This window comes from Veillonella parvula, assembly GCF_036456085.1.
Taxonomy (GTDB): domain Bacteria; phylum Bacillota; class Negativicutes; order Veillonellales; family Veillonellaceae; genus Veillonella; species Veillonella parvula_E.
The window spans coordinates 226,298-243,831 of record NZ_CP138632.1 but is presented as its reverse complement, the minus strand read 5'-3'; the positions used below and the strand labels follow the sequence as shown (position 1 = coordinate 243,831).

Here is a 17,534-nt window from a genome sequence, read left to right as displayed (position 1 = left end):
ATAAAAATAACCGCCCTTGAAATCTCAAGGACGGTAGATATCAACATAATGGTGGGCAATTCATACCATAAAGCGAACCACTTTTATATAGGTGGTTCGCTTTACCCAATAATGCTTATTCTACCTCGATAACCTTATAATCGCTCATTCGCACATCGTATAGTAATGTGTTGACTGTATCGACTGTTAATTCATTCGGATTAAATACGGCATATTCACCGTCAGCACTCATCAATATTTCAAGACCGCTTTTTACTTTCTCGATGAGTTCTGGCATATCTTCAATCAAGCCACTTTGTGGATCATTTATAATTGTGTCTACGTCCATTGTGTTGGCTGACAAATCAACGATATAAGATAGTGCCTCGTAAGGTGTTTCTACTGTTGCAAGGTGTTTTTTTGCTGGTGCGCATTGGTTGATAATTTCTAACATGATTGTAATCCCCTTTCGTTACTACTATGTCTTATCTTTGATTATATAATATCATATAATCAAATAGAATGCAAGCATAATTTTATAGATTTTCAAAAATTTTTTTGCGAGCATATTCAGATATGCTCATTCCTGCTTTTTCGGCTGCTGCTTTAAGTGTTGCGTATTCATCGTTATTCATTTGTATGGCTCTAGGTTTACGGCGCCCCTCTTCGCCTACTGTAACAGGCGCCCCAGCTCCTTTACGAGCGCCGCCCCATTGGTTTTTACTACTCATAATAACACCTCTTAAATATATAAATAACTATTTTGTTGGCCCCTATTATAGGGGCCATATATTATTATCTATCAGCCGCTGCATTCATGATGTTTGAGTACATGTCGGTTAAATCATCAAGTAACGGATTTGACTCAAAACCACCAAGATTTTGATAATTAAACGCTGCTTTCATGTTAGCCACAAAATCAAGCTTATCAAATTCATCTCGATATGCTCGATATTGTGCAGCTGCTGAATGAGCTGCGCTTAATGCTCCGTCAAACATGAGTTTCAAGAAATCCTTTTGATTATCTTGTAATGTTGCTGTGAAATCTTCTGTCATTAAAATTTTCATGGTGTGTGATGTCCTTTCGTTTTATCATTCAGTAAGTGTAATTCCCTTACCTTTGATTATATGATAACATATAATCAAATAGAATGCAAGTACTTTTTTAAATTTTTGCAAAAAAATAAAGGCCCACTACATTAAATGTATATATTTAGTGTAGTAGGCCTATTTTATTTACCAATTATCAAAAATCAAAGCTATATGTCCACCCTCACATAGTAGGGAGATAATCGGATCACCTCGATTTCATCGAATAGCGCCAGCTGCGCCAATTAGAAAACCAATCACACCACCAGCGGCCCATGTATCACGTTGACGCCGCAAGCGTTGCTCTGTTCGTCTATTGTTTTTGATTTCGTTCCTCAATTCGTCTAATGAGTTCGAGGCTTGATTTAATCTCTCCTCTTGCTCTGTTATTTTGCTCGAGGCTTTCTCTAATTCTTGCCCTTGTTTCTCGTTGATTTCCCTCAATTCGGTTAAGGCTTTCGCCCTCTCGCTGTTGATAACCCTCAATTCTTTTAATTCTGTCGCCTGCGTCATTGTTAAGCTGTCGGCTTGTTTCAATGAGTTTGTTGAGTTCTCGATTGAGGCGTCGGCTGTCATCAAGTGCCCTTTGAGTCTGTTCCAATCGCTCAATGGCACGGTTATAGTTGGCTCTGGCTGTGAAATATCCACTTGCGAGGCTGCCAATGCCATAGAGGAAAAGCACACAAATAGCACCAACAATAAGGCGCTGCATAGTAATCTTATATTTAAGCGTTTCGAGGTATGTTTTAATTTTTTCATACATGATAACCTCCTATTTAGTCCATATCACTCCAGCGAGCCTCATAACCTCGCACGTCAACATGAACGAAGTCTTGATAGTAATATTTACCTATGCCGTCGGCGCCGCATTCCTCGGCCACCTGCGCGAGATAGTCTACGTCTATCCCGTCATAGGTTATATCCGCAGCAACGCCTTGCGTATGATAGGAATTAGGAACGCCACCAACCTCAGCATTATGCTCTGGGCAACGATAGCCGCTATTAACGGTAATAGGAACGCCCAAGCGTTCACGAATTTTGTCTAATACGTCTACAAGTCGCTTGTCGATGATGTGATCCAGCACATTATGGCCGTTTTCATCAACCGCATGACGTTCACAATGACAAGCAAATTCGTAATCGTCGAAATATTCGCCAATTTTCATAGTTTTTAACCCCCAATTATAAAAGGCTGCACTCAGTACGAATGCAGCCTATACATTATTATTTCTTTAAAATCATATCAATTTTTGAATGCACTATATCCAATAGCCCTGTTACTGTGCTGTTGCCGCCGTCTCTCATATTCTCGAGTATACTCAAAAACTCAACCGAGCCAAGATATAGCCATACTAGATTGACAGCGAAAGCATATTGTCCAGCCATGAAGTCAAAGCACCATGCTGCCGCAGTTGCTAGGCAGTATGTGAGCACCTTTGTAACAAATGGCTTTCGCATATGCTTTGAGCTGATTAAGCCCTTACCCCAAGCGGCAGGAATAGCTAAATATTTGTCAGAACCGCTAATATTCTCTGGGCTAGCCCCTAAATCTAGTAACATTTGATAGCTAATAGAGGCCCATTTAGTGATAAGGTCAAGAAACACCAGTATAATGAATATCCCTAGCACTTGAACGTGTTTAAGCCCTAGCATATATATGCCAACCTCTGCTATTACTGCGAGTAAGGCTTTCATGGCAAAAGACTCTGTAAGAGTTCGCCATGCCTCACTCATGAAATTCGTTAATTCTTGCATTTGTTCCCCTTACATTGAAATTAGCCTACTTTATTGATTGTGTCTGTAGCGAACACATATTCATATTTAGCGCCTTGCTCCATAGCAACCAACTCAGAGCCGTTGAATTGAATTTTCTTATTAAGTGCACCTGTGAACTTAATAGAAGTTGCCACCCCTGTTTTGTGCGGTGTCATAGGATCCTCAGACACAGTAATTACCTGTCCACGATTAACCTTAACAATGGTATTGTTACCATTGTTAACTAAATAGCTTAAATTTTTGCACACTTCTGGGAAGTTGCCGCCTTTAGGTTGGTTGTCTGGTAATTGCGTTAAATCAAGTTCTACACATTCAACTTGTTTGTAATCGCAAACTTTTTCGATTATGCCTTTGAACATGTTTTCTAAATTGAATTTATTCATAGTTTCTAATACTGTAGGAATAATTTTAACTCCATTTGCATATACTTTACCTGTGCCAGCGATAGTAACACCACCCATGTTAGAAGTTAATTGAGTGTCTTTGGTGAAAGTTCCAAAGTCTGGGCCCTGTGTAGGCTTAACTATCTCAATAATATGAGTTGTAACTAAGCGATCCATTAAGTCGTAATAATCAACTCTTACATTGCCTTTCATGCTTTCATCAATAGCCACTCGCATATTGTCGTACTGAAATTCTCGTTTTTCTCCATTATTGATAGCTATTTTGTAGTGCGGCTCGCCTGTGAAGTCAATATAAGTAGCCCCCTCTTTTGGCTGGATAAAGTCGAGAGATTTAGGCGTGAAATTATTATGACAACCAGAAAGCTCAATGACTTTCATAAGCAATGTATCTACGCTAGTATCTTCGAGCCAGATATTGTGCTCTTTTAAGAATTGAGCTGATTTTTCTGCGCTGCCTGCCTCGCCTTTATACCCTCTTGGGCCTTGCTCCCCTCGTTCGCCTCGCTCACCACGTTGGCCGTCCTCGCCCTTTTCCCCTTTAGGGCCTCTTAAACCCTCGAGTAAATCCAGAGTCGTAGGAACATCGAATTTAATTGTTAAAGAATTATCTGCCATGATTTTTACCTCTCTTTAGTCGTGCATTGAAATATCTTGAATAAATAAGATTTTGCCGTATCCTAGCTTAATATGCTCACTATCGTTGTAAATAAAAGCGTCATATACAAAATCTTTGCCGCTTACTTTCTTGGCCACCGATGTAGCCCCACTCAATGAGAATGTAACATATTTTTCGCCAACCTCTGCGGCGAGTTCGAAGATAACGCCCTCATCTGCTCGCTTTCTGATTTTACATACACCTGTAAACCCTGTTAGCACTCTGTCGCTACCCTCTGGAACTACATACGAAACATTGAAATCGTGTCCAGCATGGATAGTGAAATCGTGTTTTACCATAATTCACCCCCTATTATTGCTTAGCAATTACAAGCACAAACAACTCACCATATGAATATGTTTCCACGTCTTTAAACCCTTGCACGCTGCCGTCGCTACCAGATGTAGACATATCTAAATAGCGGCTCTCTACAACCGCTTTTCGCTTACCTTTAATGCCGATATTAACCTTATGCGTGCGGTTGTTTCTGAAATATATATCACAACTACCAGCCCAGCGAGCTTTTTGCTGATTGAATTTATCAAAAGTAATACGTTCAAGAGCTTTTCCGATCCCATCATCTGTAGGTTGCGGAATATAAGGCCTACCGCTATTACTGGAATTACAATAACTTTCAGTCTGTACATATCCGACTGGTACAAAAGTACATTGTGCCTCAGTAAACCCATTTGGAATAGGGCACCAATCGCCATGCTTAACCCTATACACTTGAACGTCAATATTCTTAATCTTATAGCCAGATTGGAATATTGAGGCGGCGTCAATTCGTGAGCCTGTGATGTTAGCACCATTAATATTACCGTCGCGATCTATCTCGAATGTACCAGTACTATTTTTGAACGTGCCCCCTGTAATAGAGCCGCCTGTTAGGTCGCCTGTATTAATTGATATAGCTGCTAGGTTATCAACTTTAATATTCCTTGCATTCACGCTGTCGGCCTGCAGCATTTTATTTGTAATGATATTATCATCAAATAATGCTTTACCAGTAACGTGTAATAACCTGCCGTCAATGCGTGTGCCTGCTTGTGTTAAGTTAATACGGCTTATAAGTTCCTTGCCGTCTAGCGCTCCGAGTGCATTCGTTACTTTTAACTCAATGCCCTCGGATATTTGAGTAATTTGAGAGCCTACATGCTTGTTCAAATCATTCAAAGAGCGCTGAAATGCACTCGCTCGGTCGATGAGTTTGTTTTCAAACCCATTAACGCTAGTCTTGACTGTGCCGACTTCGTCATTTAAAGCCTTAATGGCCTTATCCATATCAGATATACCGAGGCTTTCCATGTCGAGTAGCTCTTTATCAATTTTAGCTTTTACGGCTACAGATATAGGCTCACTCACAGGCCCCTCGCCGAATATATCGACGTAAGCCACTTTTACATTGTACATACCAGCCTCTAAAGGAATGCTTAGAGCGTTTGTAGTAGTGAAATATACCTTACTATCTACATACACATTAGCGCCCTTACAGCTCGCAGGAATAGCCTCGAATGTAACGCCTATACCATTGATATTGGCTGTTGCTCTTAGGTTTGTAGGCTGCTTAGGTTGCGGCACATTATAGGTTAATTCAGCAGGCGCTCCATAGCCTTTAGCTGGGTTATGAGCATACAAGTACACCTTACCAGTCCGATTGCTTAGCGTTCCGCTGTATGTAGTGTTATTACTGCGGCCGATTAAGCCATCATTTTGGCCAGCGTTTAAGTCGAGCCGTAGCTCGTAATAATCTACATCGGCATTTCTAACCTCTAACCAGTTAAAATGAGCCATATCGCTGAATGAAATAGAAAAGCCTAGAGGCTTATTCGGAATTTCACTCTTTAGCTCTACAGTAATACTCTTAGATACGCCCTGTGAGGTGTTTCCGTGTGTATCTTTCACAATGGCTTTAACCTCGTATGTATGGCCTAATTCACAGCCGCTTATAATGACTTGCCCCTCACCTGCGCCGCCATATTTCCATTGACCACTATGCTCTCTATACCAGATTTCCACAGTATCAAGGCTGTTAATTTGTGGCACATTGAACTCTGCTACCACATCGAATGACTTAACCCTATTAGTGATCTCGTAGTATTTAGTGTATAGAGTGAGGTCTGTAACCTCTGGAATAAAGTATGGCGTTAAGGTGTATTGATAAGCCTGTACCTCGTCGAGCTCTTGCTCGTTGCTACCGAATAAGTTCATAGAGGTGAATTTGAGGTATATTGTTTTGCCTATATCCTCTTTGCGATATGGGTATCTAAATAAAGCCTCATCTACACGAATAAACCGCTCGCCAGCATTATGACTAATTGCATTAGTGCCATATTGTCCACGCACTAGGCCACTTAATGTATACCAGTTATCTTGGTGCATTTCTGCGCCCTCATAACTGAACGCCTCGCCATTTACCCAGCAAAGCGTATTCGCTCTCTCGGCGTCGATATGCGTACCGCCTTTGAGTATGCCTTGATTGAGCGTAACCTCGCAGGCGTTCGCTGTTTCATTGAATGCCAATCGAGTGCGGCCCATTCGAGCCTGTTGACTAATGGATCCTATGCGGCTGTAGTTCTCGCCATTATCAGATAACCATACAGAGCAACCACCCCAGCCGCTTGGTGCATTTACGCCTATAAATACTTGATTGCCGCCTACATCGCCAACTGTTTGGAAGATTGCCACATCGTTGACGCTTGGCGCCTCTTGGTTGTAATCAACAAAAGGCCGCTCGTTCTCATGTACATCGTAGCGAGCAGGTGCATACGTACCAGCTGGCTTGCCCTCTGCTGTAAATTCAAGCTGGCCGTCGGCCGCCTCGTTTACCGCTGTAATTACAACAATTTGCTTGTTTAATTGACAAGCCTCATCGGTGAGTGTTAAGAGATCCCCAACCTCAAGAGTACAGAATGCCCAATCAAGCCTAAATGTGTACTGCGTTTTAGAATACAGCCGTTTCATGGCGAGCTGTTCGGCATAGTATTGAGCTCTAGCCTTTGTATATAGGTAGTGAGCAGTTTTCTTTGAGGCTGGCTTTAAGCCGTTTCTTTGTACGTCGGCCACTACCTCAAAAGATACTGTTTCTTTCTCGTAGCCATTGGCACGGTTAATGAACTCTACTGTAGCCTCATTAAATGCCTCGCTTGTATCTTTGCGCTTATACAAAATAAGTTGGCCGTCGGTACCTGCGATAAAATCATCTGCCGTGAGGTTGTATTGAATTTGGTTCGCAGGCGTCCATGTGCCAATAGGCTTATCGGCTAAAGGTACGATTTTAAGGCGGTCGGTGCTCCAGAATACAAGGCTATTTGTAATTTCGGCTATATCGTTTATAATCTGCTGAGCCTTAGCGCTCTTTTGTTCTGGCGGTGTACTGATAAGAATATCAGCCGCCTTACAGTAAGCTCTAAAGTTTTCAATGCCCTCAATTTGTACATCGGCCCCAACTGATTGCAGCACATGCTCGATATAGTCCGCTGGGTTCACGTCCACGCCGTCGCCTGTATCTCTGAGCTTGCCGTATACCTCGAAATTATATTGAGGTAAGCTGCCACGTTCGCCCAAATCAACCACGCCAGCCATGTAAGCCAAGCCACTATAAGGCAATGCCTTTTCTGGGTGCTTAGATAGCATATAAGGCCAAGGGGCTTGGGCTATTTCGCCATTAAACAAAGTAAGCTGGATATTTTCATTTGGATATTGGAATATTTCTTTATCACGCCACACCTTGCCAATACCAGCGATAGGGCCCTCACATAATGCAATGGCAGCAGCTACAGTATAGGTATATGTGATATTCGTATGCTTAGAGCCGCCACCCTTACCAGTTCTGGTGGTGCTTTTATGTTCATGCGCCGTGAAATCTTCATAATCAATGATATTGCCACTCACTCGAGTTGTACCCAGTATCTCTGGAACCACCTCGCCATATGAGGCTGTATTGATTTGAAAATCGGCGATTAAATCGGCTCTGCTGGTAGTGTTTTTACCTCTTGTAAATAAAAAGCCCATTATTCACGCTCCTCTCTATATCTATATACAGCCCTCAACCTAGAGCGGCCTTTCTTGTCATAAAAAAGTACATCATCGAGCTTGGATATAATCACGCCATAATCAACGAAAGCATGAATTACAAGTCCTTTGCCTATGTAAATAGCCCCATGCGAAATACATCGGCCGTATTGGTATAGTAAAAAATCGCCAATTTCAAACGGAGAGCCCTCTTTCACCTCATCGGCGACTTGTTGCACGTATTTAAGATATTTCTCCTCAGAATGGTGTAAATGCCACTCATTTGAGTAGTTTTCTATCTGTAAGCGGTCAGCTTTCATGAGGCCACTATCTACGAGTGCGGCCACTAATAAATAAGAGCAATCGACGCCAGCACCTTTCACCATTGAATTATTGGCGTAAGGTGTGCCTAGCCACTCAATCGCAGCATTAGCTATCCTTTCGCCAGTCGTTAAAGTATTCATCTTATGCTCTCCTTTAGTGGAACGTAAGGGGTAGCCCTGTTTCTGTTCCAGTTATTGAATTTATTCTTACATTCACTAGGTGTTTTATTGCAGCCAGCATATATATAGAATTGGTCTCCGACTCTTGGGCTTACCTCGAGAGCGCTCATATACAGAATTACGCCGTCAGCGCTTTGTAATATCTGCGTAGATTGCCCTGCCAATGGGCCAGTGATCCAATCTATGCCGCCTGCTGTGTAATAACCATTAGTAAATGGTATGTCAATTCGTATGGAATTAGGGCCAGAGCCTAATGCTGTTACCTTACCGATCTTTCTAAATTGTTTAATATCAACGCCGCACTCTTTTGAATACACGCTAAATGGGCACTGTGGATAATATCGCCTATTTGGATATTCAATATTGAGCTTTTGCACGATTGATTTAACATTCAGCTTTAAGGTAAGGCCGCCGCCCTGCGTAACCTCACACAAACCAGTAAATAAGCCCACAGCGCCTATAATGGTGTAGTTATCATCAAAGAAAGCTCGTTTCAGCGTCATTTGAGCGCCGTCAAAGCCACCATTATGAGCCACAGCCATAATAGGAACGCCGCCTATTTTATCTTGCTCATTCGTGGATATGCTAACCGTCATTTTATCAACGCTTACGCTGCTATTAGTGGTTATCTTATCCCTTACGATAATTGGGCCGTCGCTTTTATATATTTGGCCGTTGTATGATACGTCGGCGTCTGAGTCCGCCCAATAATAGGTAACTCCACTACGCAAGCGCAACTCGTAAAGGTCGCAGCTCATGAAATACTTGTCATTATTGAGGTGATTTCGTAATACCTCGTTTACCTCTTTCATAAATGCGCCCCCTATCGAGTTGATACTAACTTGAATGATTTAGATTTATAAACGTTTGTGAAAATGTACTCGGCTGTCATATCACCGCTGAACCTTACGAGCCAATAATAAGTATAATCGGCTGTAATTACTGCATTCGGCTCAACTGTTTGGCCTGCTGCCAGCTTGATTACGCCTTTATCGCTAACAGCTCGAATGGGTGAGCCATTAGCGTATAATGTAAGGTTTTCTATGTGGTATACAGGTTCTAGGAAATCGCCGAACTTTCGCACGGCTTGCCATGAACCCATTGAACCAGTGCCGAGCTGAATGCCTTTTTCTTGGTTGTCCTCTGGATCTAACCACAAGAAAGGAACTGTACCGCCTTTAGTCTTAGAGTAAAAGCCCATGAGCTCCTTATATTGTGCTGGTGTTAGCACTTCAAACTCTGTGGAAATCGTATATTGTGGATATTTCCAGTTGGTCATGGTGCGAACCTTACCAGAACCAGAGGTCTTTGTCTTAGTATCCCATTTTTGAGCCTTTTGAGATTTCCAAGCCAAAGATATGATAGTAGGAAATTTCATTAATTCCGCCATATTACCACGTTCCCTCCGCTCCGATAAATTCTCTATCTTGATTTACAAGGAATTGACGTAACGCCCTGCCGCCTCGTGTTTCAAGGAATGAGCCAAAGCTTTCGGCGTCGATAGCGCTCACGTTGAGCGTAATGCCGCCACCTGCGCCCATACCACCATTAGAGCGATTAATGCCCTCACCTAATCGGTCGAATACGGTATCAGATAAAGGCAATACAGCCTCATCATATTTACCCTCGCCGATTTGGGCGAATGTAGCACCATAAGCAAGGCCGCCCTCTGCGAGTTTTGGCATACTGTTAGCGTTGAATGCAGCTCCAAAGCTGCCGCCAAAGTTGCCAACTGCACCGAGTGCCGTAGCTTGCGCCACGCCTGCCGCTGTGCTGCTACTCCATGCAGCTAAACCAGCCGCCGCACTAGCGCCAAATGTTGCCATTGATACTTGTTGAGCGAGTGAGCTCCATGCAGGTAATTGGGCTTGTGCCGCTGCTACGCTTGCCGCTGTTTGTTGCGATTGTAGCATTTTGCCTAGCACAGCTTGCTTTACTTGTGCTGCGATCCATTGAGCCACGCTATCACTAATTGTTTTAAGGATAGCTTTACCCATATTTTGGAAAGCCTGCGTTATGCTCATTGTGCCTTGCAAGAGCCCAGAAATACCCTCTTGTAATTTATCAATGCCAGCGCTTGCACTCTCCCAAATAGCCTCTTGTCCGTTCCAGTGGCTATCCATTACAGCCTGCTGGTACTCGTTTAAAAGCTCCTTGCGTAGTTCGTAGCTTTGCTGAGTCGCTACATATTCAGCGTCAAGCGCCGATTGCAACGCCTCAAAGTCCTGTGTACGCATAGCCTCGTCAATGTTCCATTTCTCCTCGGCCATTGTGCGCTGTAATTCTAGGTATTTATCGCTATAATCACGATGAACTGCGAGCAATTCCTCAGTCTTTTGGCGTTCAAATGTAATGCGTCCGTCCTCGACTTCCTCAAACTTAATACCTCGCTCTTTCAAGGTATCAATAAAATGCTGTTGCTGCATTTTGTCCATTTGTACGAAATCATCGGCGTATTTATCCCATTTGTCGCCGATTGCGTCTATAGCGTCGGTATATTCTTTGGTGAATTGAACCATAGGCGAGGCTTGGCCTGTACTATCTTTGACTGCTAGATTTAACTCGAGATCCTTTCGCATATCACGAATGTTATTCTCGATTTCTCGCAGCTTTGTCATTTCCTCTTGTTTAGCTTTAATGCGTTTCTCAGCATATACGGCGTTCAATAACTCGAGGTCTTTTTGATAGTTAGCATTAGCTGCCTTTGATTTTTCAAGCTCATCAAGCTCTTTCTTGTACTCTAATTCGAGTAGCTCTTGCTTGTTGCCGAGCATTTCAAGGTATGATTGCAAAATCTTTTCATGTATCTGCTTAGCCTCTTTTTCGAGGTCTTTACCTTTGCTACCTTTTCCGCCGCCACCTTTGCCTTTTTTACCTTTGCCGCCGCTGGTGTCGTAATCTCCACCGCCGCCACCGCCAACATCAAGGCCTGTATCACCGCCGCCAGATAAGCCGTTAAATACTTGCGAGGCCATATCGCCAGCAGTATTTACAATATCCTGCGCTGTATCAGCGCTGATAGTGTCTACCTGCGCAATAGCGGTGAACGTACCGCCAAAGAATTTGGCTACCTTATCACCTACGCTGTTGAGTTTAGCAATAAGCCAGTTCAAAGCCTCAATAATCTTATTTACGCCCCAAACTGCAGTATGAACGATTGTCGAGAATACCGAGCTCAATGTACTTCCAAAGCCGTTGCCAGCTGCTGCCGCTGTAGCAAATACTGTAACCAATGTTACAAGTACAGAGATTAATAACCCTACAGGGTTGGCTTTCATGGCTGCATTTAATACTCTTTGAGCAACTGCTGTGAGTAACATGCCACTACGCAAGGCAGCGAACAATGAACGTAAAACAGTTAAAGGCATTGTTAAAGCGCCAATTAAAAACACAGTCGCACCGAATGCAACTCTTAAAACAGTAACGGCCGTATAAAAGGCTTTTGTTGCTGTTGTAGTTAATATTTGAGCTGCGTTATATGCCAGCGTTTTGACTGTCAAAGCTGCAGTTTGTGCGCTACATGCGTTCACTGCCACTCTATAAGCTGTAAAAGCGGCAATAGTTCCGAGCACAACTGTTGTTATTCTCGGCATAGTCGTAATAAACAATGAGCCAAAGCTCCTTACTGTCTGCGTGATCGTTGATATTGCTATCCGTAAACCTGCAAAAGCTGCGCTAATTAAGCCTATAGAGCCTTGTGCTGTTACCGCCATGCCTCTGATTGCTACGCCTACGCCCTCGCTTAACGCTTGGAACTCGCCACTTTGTGGAATAGTAGAAATCTGTTCAAGTACAGGCTGAAAGGCTTGTATTAATTGGTTTTGAATAGATTGGCCTACCTCGGCGAATGTCATAGGAATTTCGGCGAATTTCTCGTTTGTTTCCTCTGCGCTGCCGAGCAGTGCATTCTTGATTATGTCGGCTGTAATGAGGCCTTGCGAACTCATTTCTTTTAATTGGCCAACGGATAACCCCATTTCATTGGCAATAGATTGAGCTAATAACGGCGCATTTTCCATGATAGAGCGGAACTCGTCGCCTTGTAACTTACCTGCAGCCATTGCTTGGGTAAGTTGGTACATCGCAGCACTTGCCTCTTGCACACTAGCTCCAGAGATTTTGAATTGTTTATTCAGTTGCTCTACAAAGGCGATCGCCTCATCATTCGAGCTGAATGCGTCTTTTGCCAGCATATTAAGCTTTGCCACGCTATCAGCCATGTCAATATAGCTGCCTCTCGAGCGATTGGCTGCGCCATATATTTTGTCCATGATCTCGGCGGTAGTTTGTGAGCCGTCATTGATTAAGTTGATACGAGAACGTATGCTCGTTAATTCGTCAGCTGTCTGCGCTGCTGCTACAGCCACATCTTTGACTTTATTCGCCACTAGCCCTATGCCAGTAACAGCGCCAGCGAATTGCAAGCCCTTATTCATTTGAGCAACAATAGACTTTATTTCTGCACGAATGCCAGCAGCCTCTTTGGCTACTTTATTACTCGCCTCTGCCACGCTTTTTGGTAGTTCAGAGCTTATCGTATTGGCTACCTTGTTGACGGCTGCCGTAGCCTCTGAACTGTCAGCACTAATGCGAACATTAATATTACTATCTGCCATTTTCTATATCTCACCCCCTGCCTCTCTAAACTCACGGATAAAGTCCGCCTCTGCCTGCCGTTTCTCGGCCTCTGTAGGCGGATATAGAATGTCAATAAATTTCTTCGGTTCGATTGGCTCGGATAGCTGCGTGTTCATGATATTAGCCACCCAGAAAGCTCTGTTTGTATCCTGTAGCTTTTGTCTACGTTCATACCCTCTAACTAGCTTTCTGTACTCCATAGGTTGGAGTCGCATAAACTCCCACGGCTTTAGCTCTAACACGCTGTATGCTATATCTTCCGCATTTCGTACCCATAAAGAAAAAGAGGGGGCGCTTTGGCCCCCCTCTAGTTTTTTGCTTGTTCGGCCTCGTTTTCGATAGCTACCTTATCATCTGGCGTGAGTTCGTTTGGGTACATTTGATAGTACATTTTGGAACCCAAAGCACCGCTTGCAATGATCGCTTGCATAAGTGGCGCTTGTAATGATAAGAGGCTCATGTCTTTGGTTTCATCAGCAAGTAGCTCGTCAAACAATTCATAATATTGTTGTGCATTGCGTTTATGCTGTTTCATACCAATGGCATAACCTGTGATAATGCTATTGATTGGCCAAATGCTCATTTGTAGCAATTTCCCAATAGGTTGCCCTACAGCAGCCTCAAACTCCATGAGGCGCTGCATATTGAACATTAAATATTCGCCATTTTTAAAAAAATCACAATTTACTTTTTTCATAATTAAAACTCCTATTTTTAGCGCTAAGTTAGGAATGTATTACAGGTATTTAAAGACTACCTATTAGCCTAGCGGTGCTGGTTGTAGCTCAGATAATGGGCCTATGCCATTAAGAGAGCCTTTATATGTTGCCACGCCGTCGTGAGGTGTAGAGAGAGAAAGCTCTGTAACGCTGGCAATTCCAGTGAAGAATGTTTTATCTGGATACTCGAATTTGATATGTACATTGTCGCCGTCCAAGAATGCTTTTTCTAAGAGTTTCAAGCTTTCCTCTTTAGGCATAAGTAATGTTTCAATCGCAAAGCTCCACTCTTTAAGGCCTGCAATCGTAGATTTCCAACCACCAGAGCCTTTGTGGCTTGCGTCGATAGAGTCAGCTTTACGAGAAAGGTCGCCAGAGCGTTGGCCGCCTAACAATAGCCATTTAGCGCCTGCTTTTTCATTTGTGCCAACGTTCAAATATAATAGGTAGTTCTTGCCTGCTGTAGGCATATCTACCGCCGCTGGTTTGTATAATGTTTCTGCCATTAATAAATACCCCCTTTAGTATTTAGATTTTCTTTTAAATCGTACATTTTAGCCTCAAATCGGTATTGGGTACCAATAAAAGGCCTCATGCTGTCGTGATCGTCTGTTTTATTCGTGCAGCGAATATCAATAATCTGATAGCCGCTTTCTTGTAATACGCAAAATTCCTCATTAAGTGCACCGCAGGCCTCACGAAAGGCAATAATAACCCTTTCGACTTGACTCTCTAATACGGCAATCTGCTCATAAGCTACATCGAACTCATGACTATCTGATTTAGTCCATACCTCAATGTAAAACTCTTGTTTTAGCATGTTATGCACGTTTTCATCGGCAGGCGTTGCCTCGCCTCGTCCTAGCATTACCATTCCGAGAGAGTCTACTCCAGCCGTTTGAGGTGCTAAAAAACCGAGCTTAATTTGTCCATTAAACTCGGCTTTCTCTAATGCGTATTTTATTTTATTCAATAATTCGAGCCACATATTAGCCACCTCGATATAAAGGTATATTTCTATACCCTGCATACTTGGCTGGCTGCCCTGTGAGCTGTTCCGCTGTGATTTGAGCCTCTAATACCGCTATTCTATCGTTGATATACTTTAGTTTCTTAGAGTAATAATCATCATCGGAACCATTACGGCTATATTGGCCAATCAGAGAGGCGGCTTTATTCATGCATGTTTCTCGGTAACAATAGAGTGTTACGAGCTCATCTGCAACAAAAGAGCGAATTACATCGCCCTCTTGCACGCCAAGCTTTTTAGCCAATACATACAGCCAACTCTCTGCTTTCTTTAAAGTGGTTTCTAGCACGTTGGGGCCTAGTAGCTCATCATCGAATACCATAGATTGAAATTCGTATAACATTTATGTAACCCCTTACAGTTTAATGTGTAACTCCCCTCGTTTTGCGCCTTGCTCTATATTTCTAGCCACATCATCAAGCGCAACGCCAACGGCTTTAGAGAAAAGGTTTCCAATAGCCTCATGGCTATTATCCAATGCCTCATATAAGAACCTATCGCCCTCTTTCGGCCTGTGAAATACACGTTTAGCGAACACAAAGCCATTGCCACCAGCAGGAACCCAGCGTAAAGACTGTTTTTCTTTTGGGAATATGTAATATGCAGGCGTTCCCTCATGTACAAATCTACCGTAAGGCGCCATCCTGCGACTGATATATACCTCTGCCGTTTTATCGCCAATCATACGCTTATTAATAGCTCGTTCAAGTTGCCCTGTGCGAGAGTTAAAGCGATGAGTGCGTTGTGCCTCCTCTTGTACCTCTCGAGCGCTGGCTCTTATAGCTTGTCGTAGGCGTTTCTCAAACACCTCTCTAGCATTCATGATTATTTCTTACTGGACTTTGTAGCTTTCTTGCCCTCTGTTTCGCCGTCTGTCGGCTCTGTGTCTGGGTTTTCATCGCCTACACCGCCCTCGCCGTCTGTCGGCTCTGTGTCTGGTTCAAATTCTGGCTCTAATACAAAGCCCTCATCAAGCCATAGCTCGAGAGTGCTTTCATTGTCCGTGTATCGAACCTCATTCATACGAATTACTCTGTATTTGCCCATAGTTTACCTCCTAATTAAGCGCCAAAGTTTACCCACAAAGACGCTAAGCGGTTCTTAGGAACCCATACGTCATGGAATTTTCTGTAATCAATCGCCCATGCGTCAGCTTGTTGGTTAATTGTTGGATCAAAAATACGCATTTTGTCTGTTTTAGATACAGCAATAGCAGCTTTACGGCTCATGATAAGCCAGTTAATAGCTTTAGCGCCTGTATCGGCTTTAAAGCCGCCTTTTTCTTGTCCTGTAGTTTTGCCGTCATTGAAAATGTATTGAGATTTTAAGCGTGCGCTAGATACGCCAATAATAGGAATTTCGTTATACGTGCGAACGCGAGTATTGTATTGGCCTTGTGCAAAGTTAGCTACATTGAGCATGCCTTTAGCGCCTGCTGCCTCGTTCAAAATACCTTGAACTCGTGCACTCATTACGATGACTAAATCGCCAGTTTCACCGATTAAGTCCTCAATTTCCATGATTTCTTTATTAAGCTGTTTGACAATGTTAGTATCGTCTGGGGTGAAAGAGTCTGTTTTGCGGCTTTCTTGCTTAGCATATGCAGCTACTTTAGAGTAGCGGTAAGAGTCAACTTCTGGAATAACTTGCTCCTTTTGGAATGTAGTCATAACATTTGTCGCTGTTGCTAAGAAATTTGTTTCATCTACGTCCATAGAGTCAAGAGAGAACTTACGGCCACGGTCTTGGGTAAGTTTGAAATCTTGGAATTTCAAAGATACAGCGCCTCGGTTATAGCCGTTATCACGGTCATAATTAGCCAAGCCGTCAACAGAAAGAGTAGGAATTTTAACAGTATCGCCGCCGTTGTATTTAACATCGCCAGCGTTGGCCTCCATAAAGCCAGATGTAGCACCAACTAACATCTGTTGGTCTAGTACTGTTTGGAAGTTTTGAGCCATTTGTAAAGTGTTAATTGCCATTGATTAATACCTCATTTCGTAATTAAATAATTAAGCCTCGCTAGGTGGTTTAATACCTGCGATTTTGTACATTTCTGCTAATTGACTATTGCCGTCATTCGCATTGCCTGCGCCTGCACCGCTGCCGCCATTTTGTGCAGTTTTAACGGCGTAAGGCTTGTCAGCAAGAAATGCCGTTGCGCATTCCTCGATAGTGCCGATTGTGCCGTCGTCCTTAGTCCAGCCATAAGATCCGTCTTGCTGTACGGAAATCTGCCCAGCAATGAGCTTGCTGAATGTTTCGGCGTCTGTACAATTAGCTTTTGTTAGCGCTGCAATCGTTTGAGCGCTGATTTCGGAATTAGTACGCTTTTCAATCTCTGCTTGGCGAGCTTGCTCTGCTTGCTCGTACTTATCTGTAAGGCCTTTAATTTGTTTCTCTAAAGCCAAGATTTCTGGGCTTTTCTCGCCTTTGTGAGCCTCGTATTCGTCAACCTTACCTTTTAACTCATCACGTGCTGTAGTTAAATCGGTAATTTGTTTCTCGAATTTGATTCTGTCGGCTTTGGCGCCCTCGTTAATGTGAGAGATTTCGCTTTTAAAGCCGTCGATAAGTTCCTTACCGCCCTCGAGATTTTCAAGTTTTGTGTACAATTCTGCTAAAGTCATGAGTCGTTCTCCTTTTCGTCATGAATTTTGCCACCTTTCGGCTCCCCTAATTAATGGCAATATAAAAGGCCTACGCATTCACTTGCGCAGGCCTGTA

22 protein-coding genes are annotated in these 17,534 nt (G+C 43.1%); all 22 read right to left on the bottom strand.

From position 1 onward, the window contains the following. Nucleotides 1–115: 115 nt before the first annotated feature. The 22 genes from PK1910_RS01195 to PK1910_RS01090 all read right to left on the bottom strand — a co-directional run bounded on the left by PK1910_RS01195 (nt 116) and on the right by PK1910_RS01090 (nt 17,437). On the bottom strand, nt 116–433 hold the full coding sequence (locus PK1910_RS01195) for a phospholipase D-like domain-containing protein (protein WP_331299182.1): 318 nt from the start codon (nt 431–433) through the stop codon (nt 116–118). A gap of 82 nt (nt 434–515) precedes the next feature. Continuing rightward, nucleotides 516–710 (bottom strand): plasmid mobilization protein, encoded by a 195-nt coding sequence (locus tag PK1910_RS01190; protein ID WP_331299177.1) that lies wholly within the window; start codon nt 708–710, stop codon nt 516–518. Nucleotides 711–774: 64 nt separating this feature from the next. After that, complete coding sequence (locus PK1910_RS01185; protein ID WP_331299175.1) at nt 775–1,047, bottom strand: hypothetical protein; 273 nt, start codon at nt 1,045–1,047, stop codon at nt 775–777. Nucleotides 1,048–1,287: 240 nt separating this feature from the next. Beyond that, entirely contained in the window at nt 1,288–1,827 is a 540-nt protein-coding gene (locus tag PK1910_RS01180) for a hypothetical protein (protein ID WP_331299173.1), read from the bottom strand. A gap of 17 nt (nt 1,828–1,844) precedes the next feature. Then, nucleotides 1,845–2,234, bottom strand: a complete 390-nt coding sequence (locus PK1910_RS01175; protein WP_331299171.1) for a YcbK family protein — start codon at nt 2,232–2,234, stop codon at nt 1,845–1,847. Nucleotides 2,235–2,292: 58 nt separating this feature from the next. After that, the gene (locus PK1910_RS01170) at nt 2,293–2,823 is read right to left on the bottom strand and encodes a phage holin family protein (RefSeq protein ID WP_331299168.1); all 531 of its coding nucleotides are present in this window, start codon (nt 2,821–2,823) and stop codon (nt 2,293–2,295) included. A 20-nt stretch (nt 2,824–2,843) separates the two neighbouring features. After that, entirely contained in the window at nt 2,844–3,863 is a 1,020-nt protein-coding gene (locus PK1910_RS01165; protein ID WP_331299166.1) for a collagen-like triple helix repeat-containing protein, read from the bottom strand. Nucleotides 3,864–3,878: 15 nt separating this feature from the next. Continuing rightward, nucleotides 3,879–4,202: a hypothetical protein gene (locus PK1910_RS01160; protein WP_331299164.1), complete on the bottom strand. Its 324-nt coding sequence runs from the start codon at nt 4,200–4,202 to the stop codon at nt 3,879–3,881. Nucleotides 4,203–4,215: 13 nt separating this feature from the next. After that, a complete protein-coding gene (locus PK1910_RS01155; protein ID WP_331299162.1) occupies nt 4,216–7,917 on the bottom strand; it encodes a phage tail protein in 3,702 nt (1,233 codons plus the stop codon). Then, nucleotides 7,917–8,381, bottom strand: coding sequence for an NlpC/P60 family protein (locus PK1910_RS01150; protein WP_331299160.1), 465 nt, complete (start codon nt 8,379–8,381; stop codon nt 7,917–7,919). The genes PK1910_RS01155 and PK1910_RS01150 overlap by 1 nt, the downstream gene beginning before the upstream one ends. Further along, nucleotides 8,378–9,232 carry a DUF2163 domain-containing protein gene (locus PK1910_RS01145; protein ID WP_331299158.1) on the bottom strand — a complete coding sequence of 285 codons (855 nt, stop codon included), beginning with the start codon at nt 9,230–9,232 and terminating at the stop codon, nt 8,378–8,380. The genes PK1910_RS01150 and PK1910_RS01145 overlap by 4 nt, the downstream gene beginning before the upstream one ends. Nucleotides 9,233–9,243: 11 nt before the next feature. After that, on the bottom strand, nt 9,244–9,810 hold the full coding sequence (locus tag PK1910_RS01140) for a DUF2460 domain-containing protein (protein ID WP_302131545.1): 567 nt from the start codon (nt 9,808–9,810) through the stop codon (nt 9,244–9,246). A 1-nt stretch (nt 9,811) separates the two neighbouring features. Continuing rightward, the gene (locus PK1910_RS01135) at nt 9,812–13,036 is read right to left on the bottom strand and encodes a tape measure protein (RefSeq protein ID WP_331299157.1); all 3,225 of its coding nucleotides are present in this window, start codon (nt 13,034–13,036) and stop codon (nt 9,812–9,814) included. 3 nt (nt 13,037–13,039) lie between these two features. Then, nucleotides 13,040–13,300 carry a hypothetical protein gene (locus tag PK1910_RS01130; protein ID WP_331299156.1) on the bottom strand — a complete coding sequence of 87 codons (261 nt, stop codon included), beginning with the start codon at nt 13,298–13,300 and terminating at the stop codon, nt 13,040–13,042. A gap of 65 nt (nt 13,301–13,365) precedes the next feature. After that, the gene (locus PK1910_RS01125) at nt 13,366–13,710 is read right to left on the bottom strand and encodes a hypothetical protein (RefSeq protein ID WP_331299155.1); all 345 of its coding nucleotides are present in this window, start codon (nt 13,708–13,710) and stop codon (nt 13,366–13,368) included. Between the two features lie 108 nt (nt 13,711–13,818). Continuing rightward, the gene (locus PK1910_RS01120) at nt 13,819–14,283 is read right to left on the bottom strand and encodes a phage major tail protein, TP901-1 family (RefSeq protein ID WP_331299154.1); all 465 of its coding nucleotides are present in this window, start codon (nt 14,281–14,283) and stop codon (nt 13,819–13,821) included. After that, on the bottom strand, nt 14,283–14,765 hold the full coding sequence (locus PK1910_RS01115) for a hypothetical protein (protein WP_331299153.1): 483 nt from the start codon (nt 14,763–14,765) through the stop codon (nt 14,283–14,285). The genes PK1910_RS01120 and PK1910_RS01115 overlap by 1 nt, the downstream gene beginning before the upstream one ends. Nucleotide 14,766: 1 nt before the next feature. After that, nucleotides 14,767–15,150 carry a hypothetical protein gene (locus PK1910_RS01110; protein WP_331299151.1) on the bottom strand — a complete coding sequence of 128 codons (384 nt, stop codon included), beginning with the start codon at nt 15,148–15,150 and terminating at the stop codon, nt 14,767–14,769. Between the two features lie 12 nt (nt 15,151–15,162). After that, nucleotides 15,163–15,630 carry a hypothetical protein gene (locus tag PK1910_RS01105; protein WP_331299147.1) on the bottom strand — a complete coding sequence of 156 codons (468 nt, stop codon included), beginning with the start codon at nt 15,628–15,630 and terminating at the stop codon, nt 15,163–15,165. A gap of 2 nt (nt 15,631–15,632) precedes the next feature. Then, on the bottom strand, nt 15,633–15,854 hold the full coding sequence (locus tag PK1910_RS01100; RefSeq protein WP_331299146.1) for a hypothetical protein: 222 nt from the start codon (nt 15,852–15,854) through the stop codon (nt 15,633–15,635). A gap of 14 nt (nt 15,855–15,868) precedes the next feature. Further along, nucleotides 15,869–16,789: a hypothetical protein gene (locus PK1910_RS01095; protein WP_331299144.1), complete on the bottom strand. Its 921-nt coding sequence runs from the start codon at nt 16,787–16,789 to the stop codon at nt 15,869–15,871. Nucleotides 16,790–16,819: 30 nt separating this feature from the next. Next, the gene (locus PK1910_RS01090) at nt 16,820–17,437 is read right to left on the bottom strand and encodes a hypothetical protein (RefSeq protein ID WP_331299142.1); all 618 of its coding nucleotides are present in this window, start codon (nt 17,435–17,437) and stop codon (nt 16,820–16,822) included. Between the last annotated feature and the right edge of the window lie 97 nt (nt 17,438–17,534).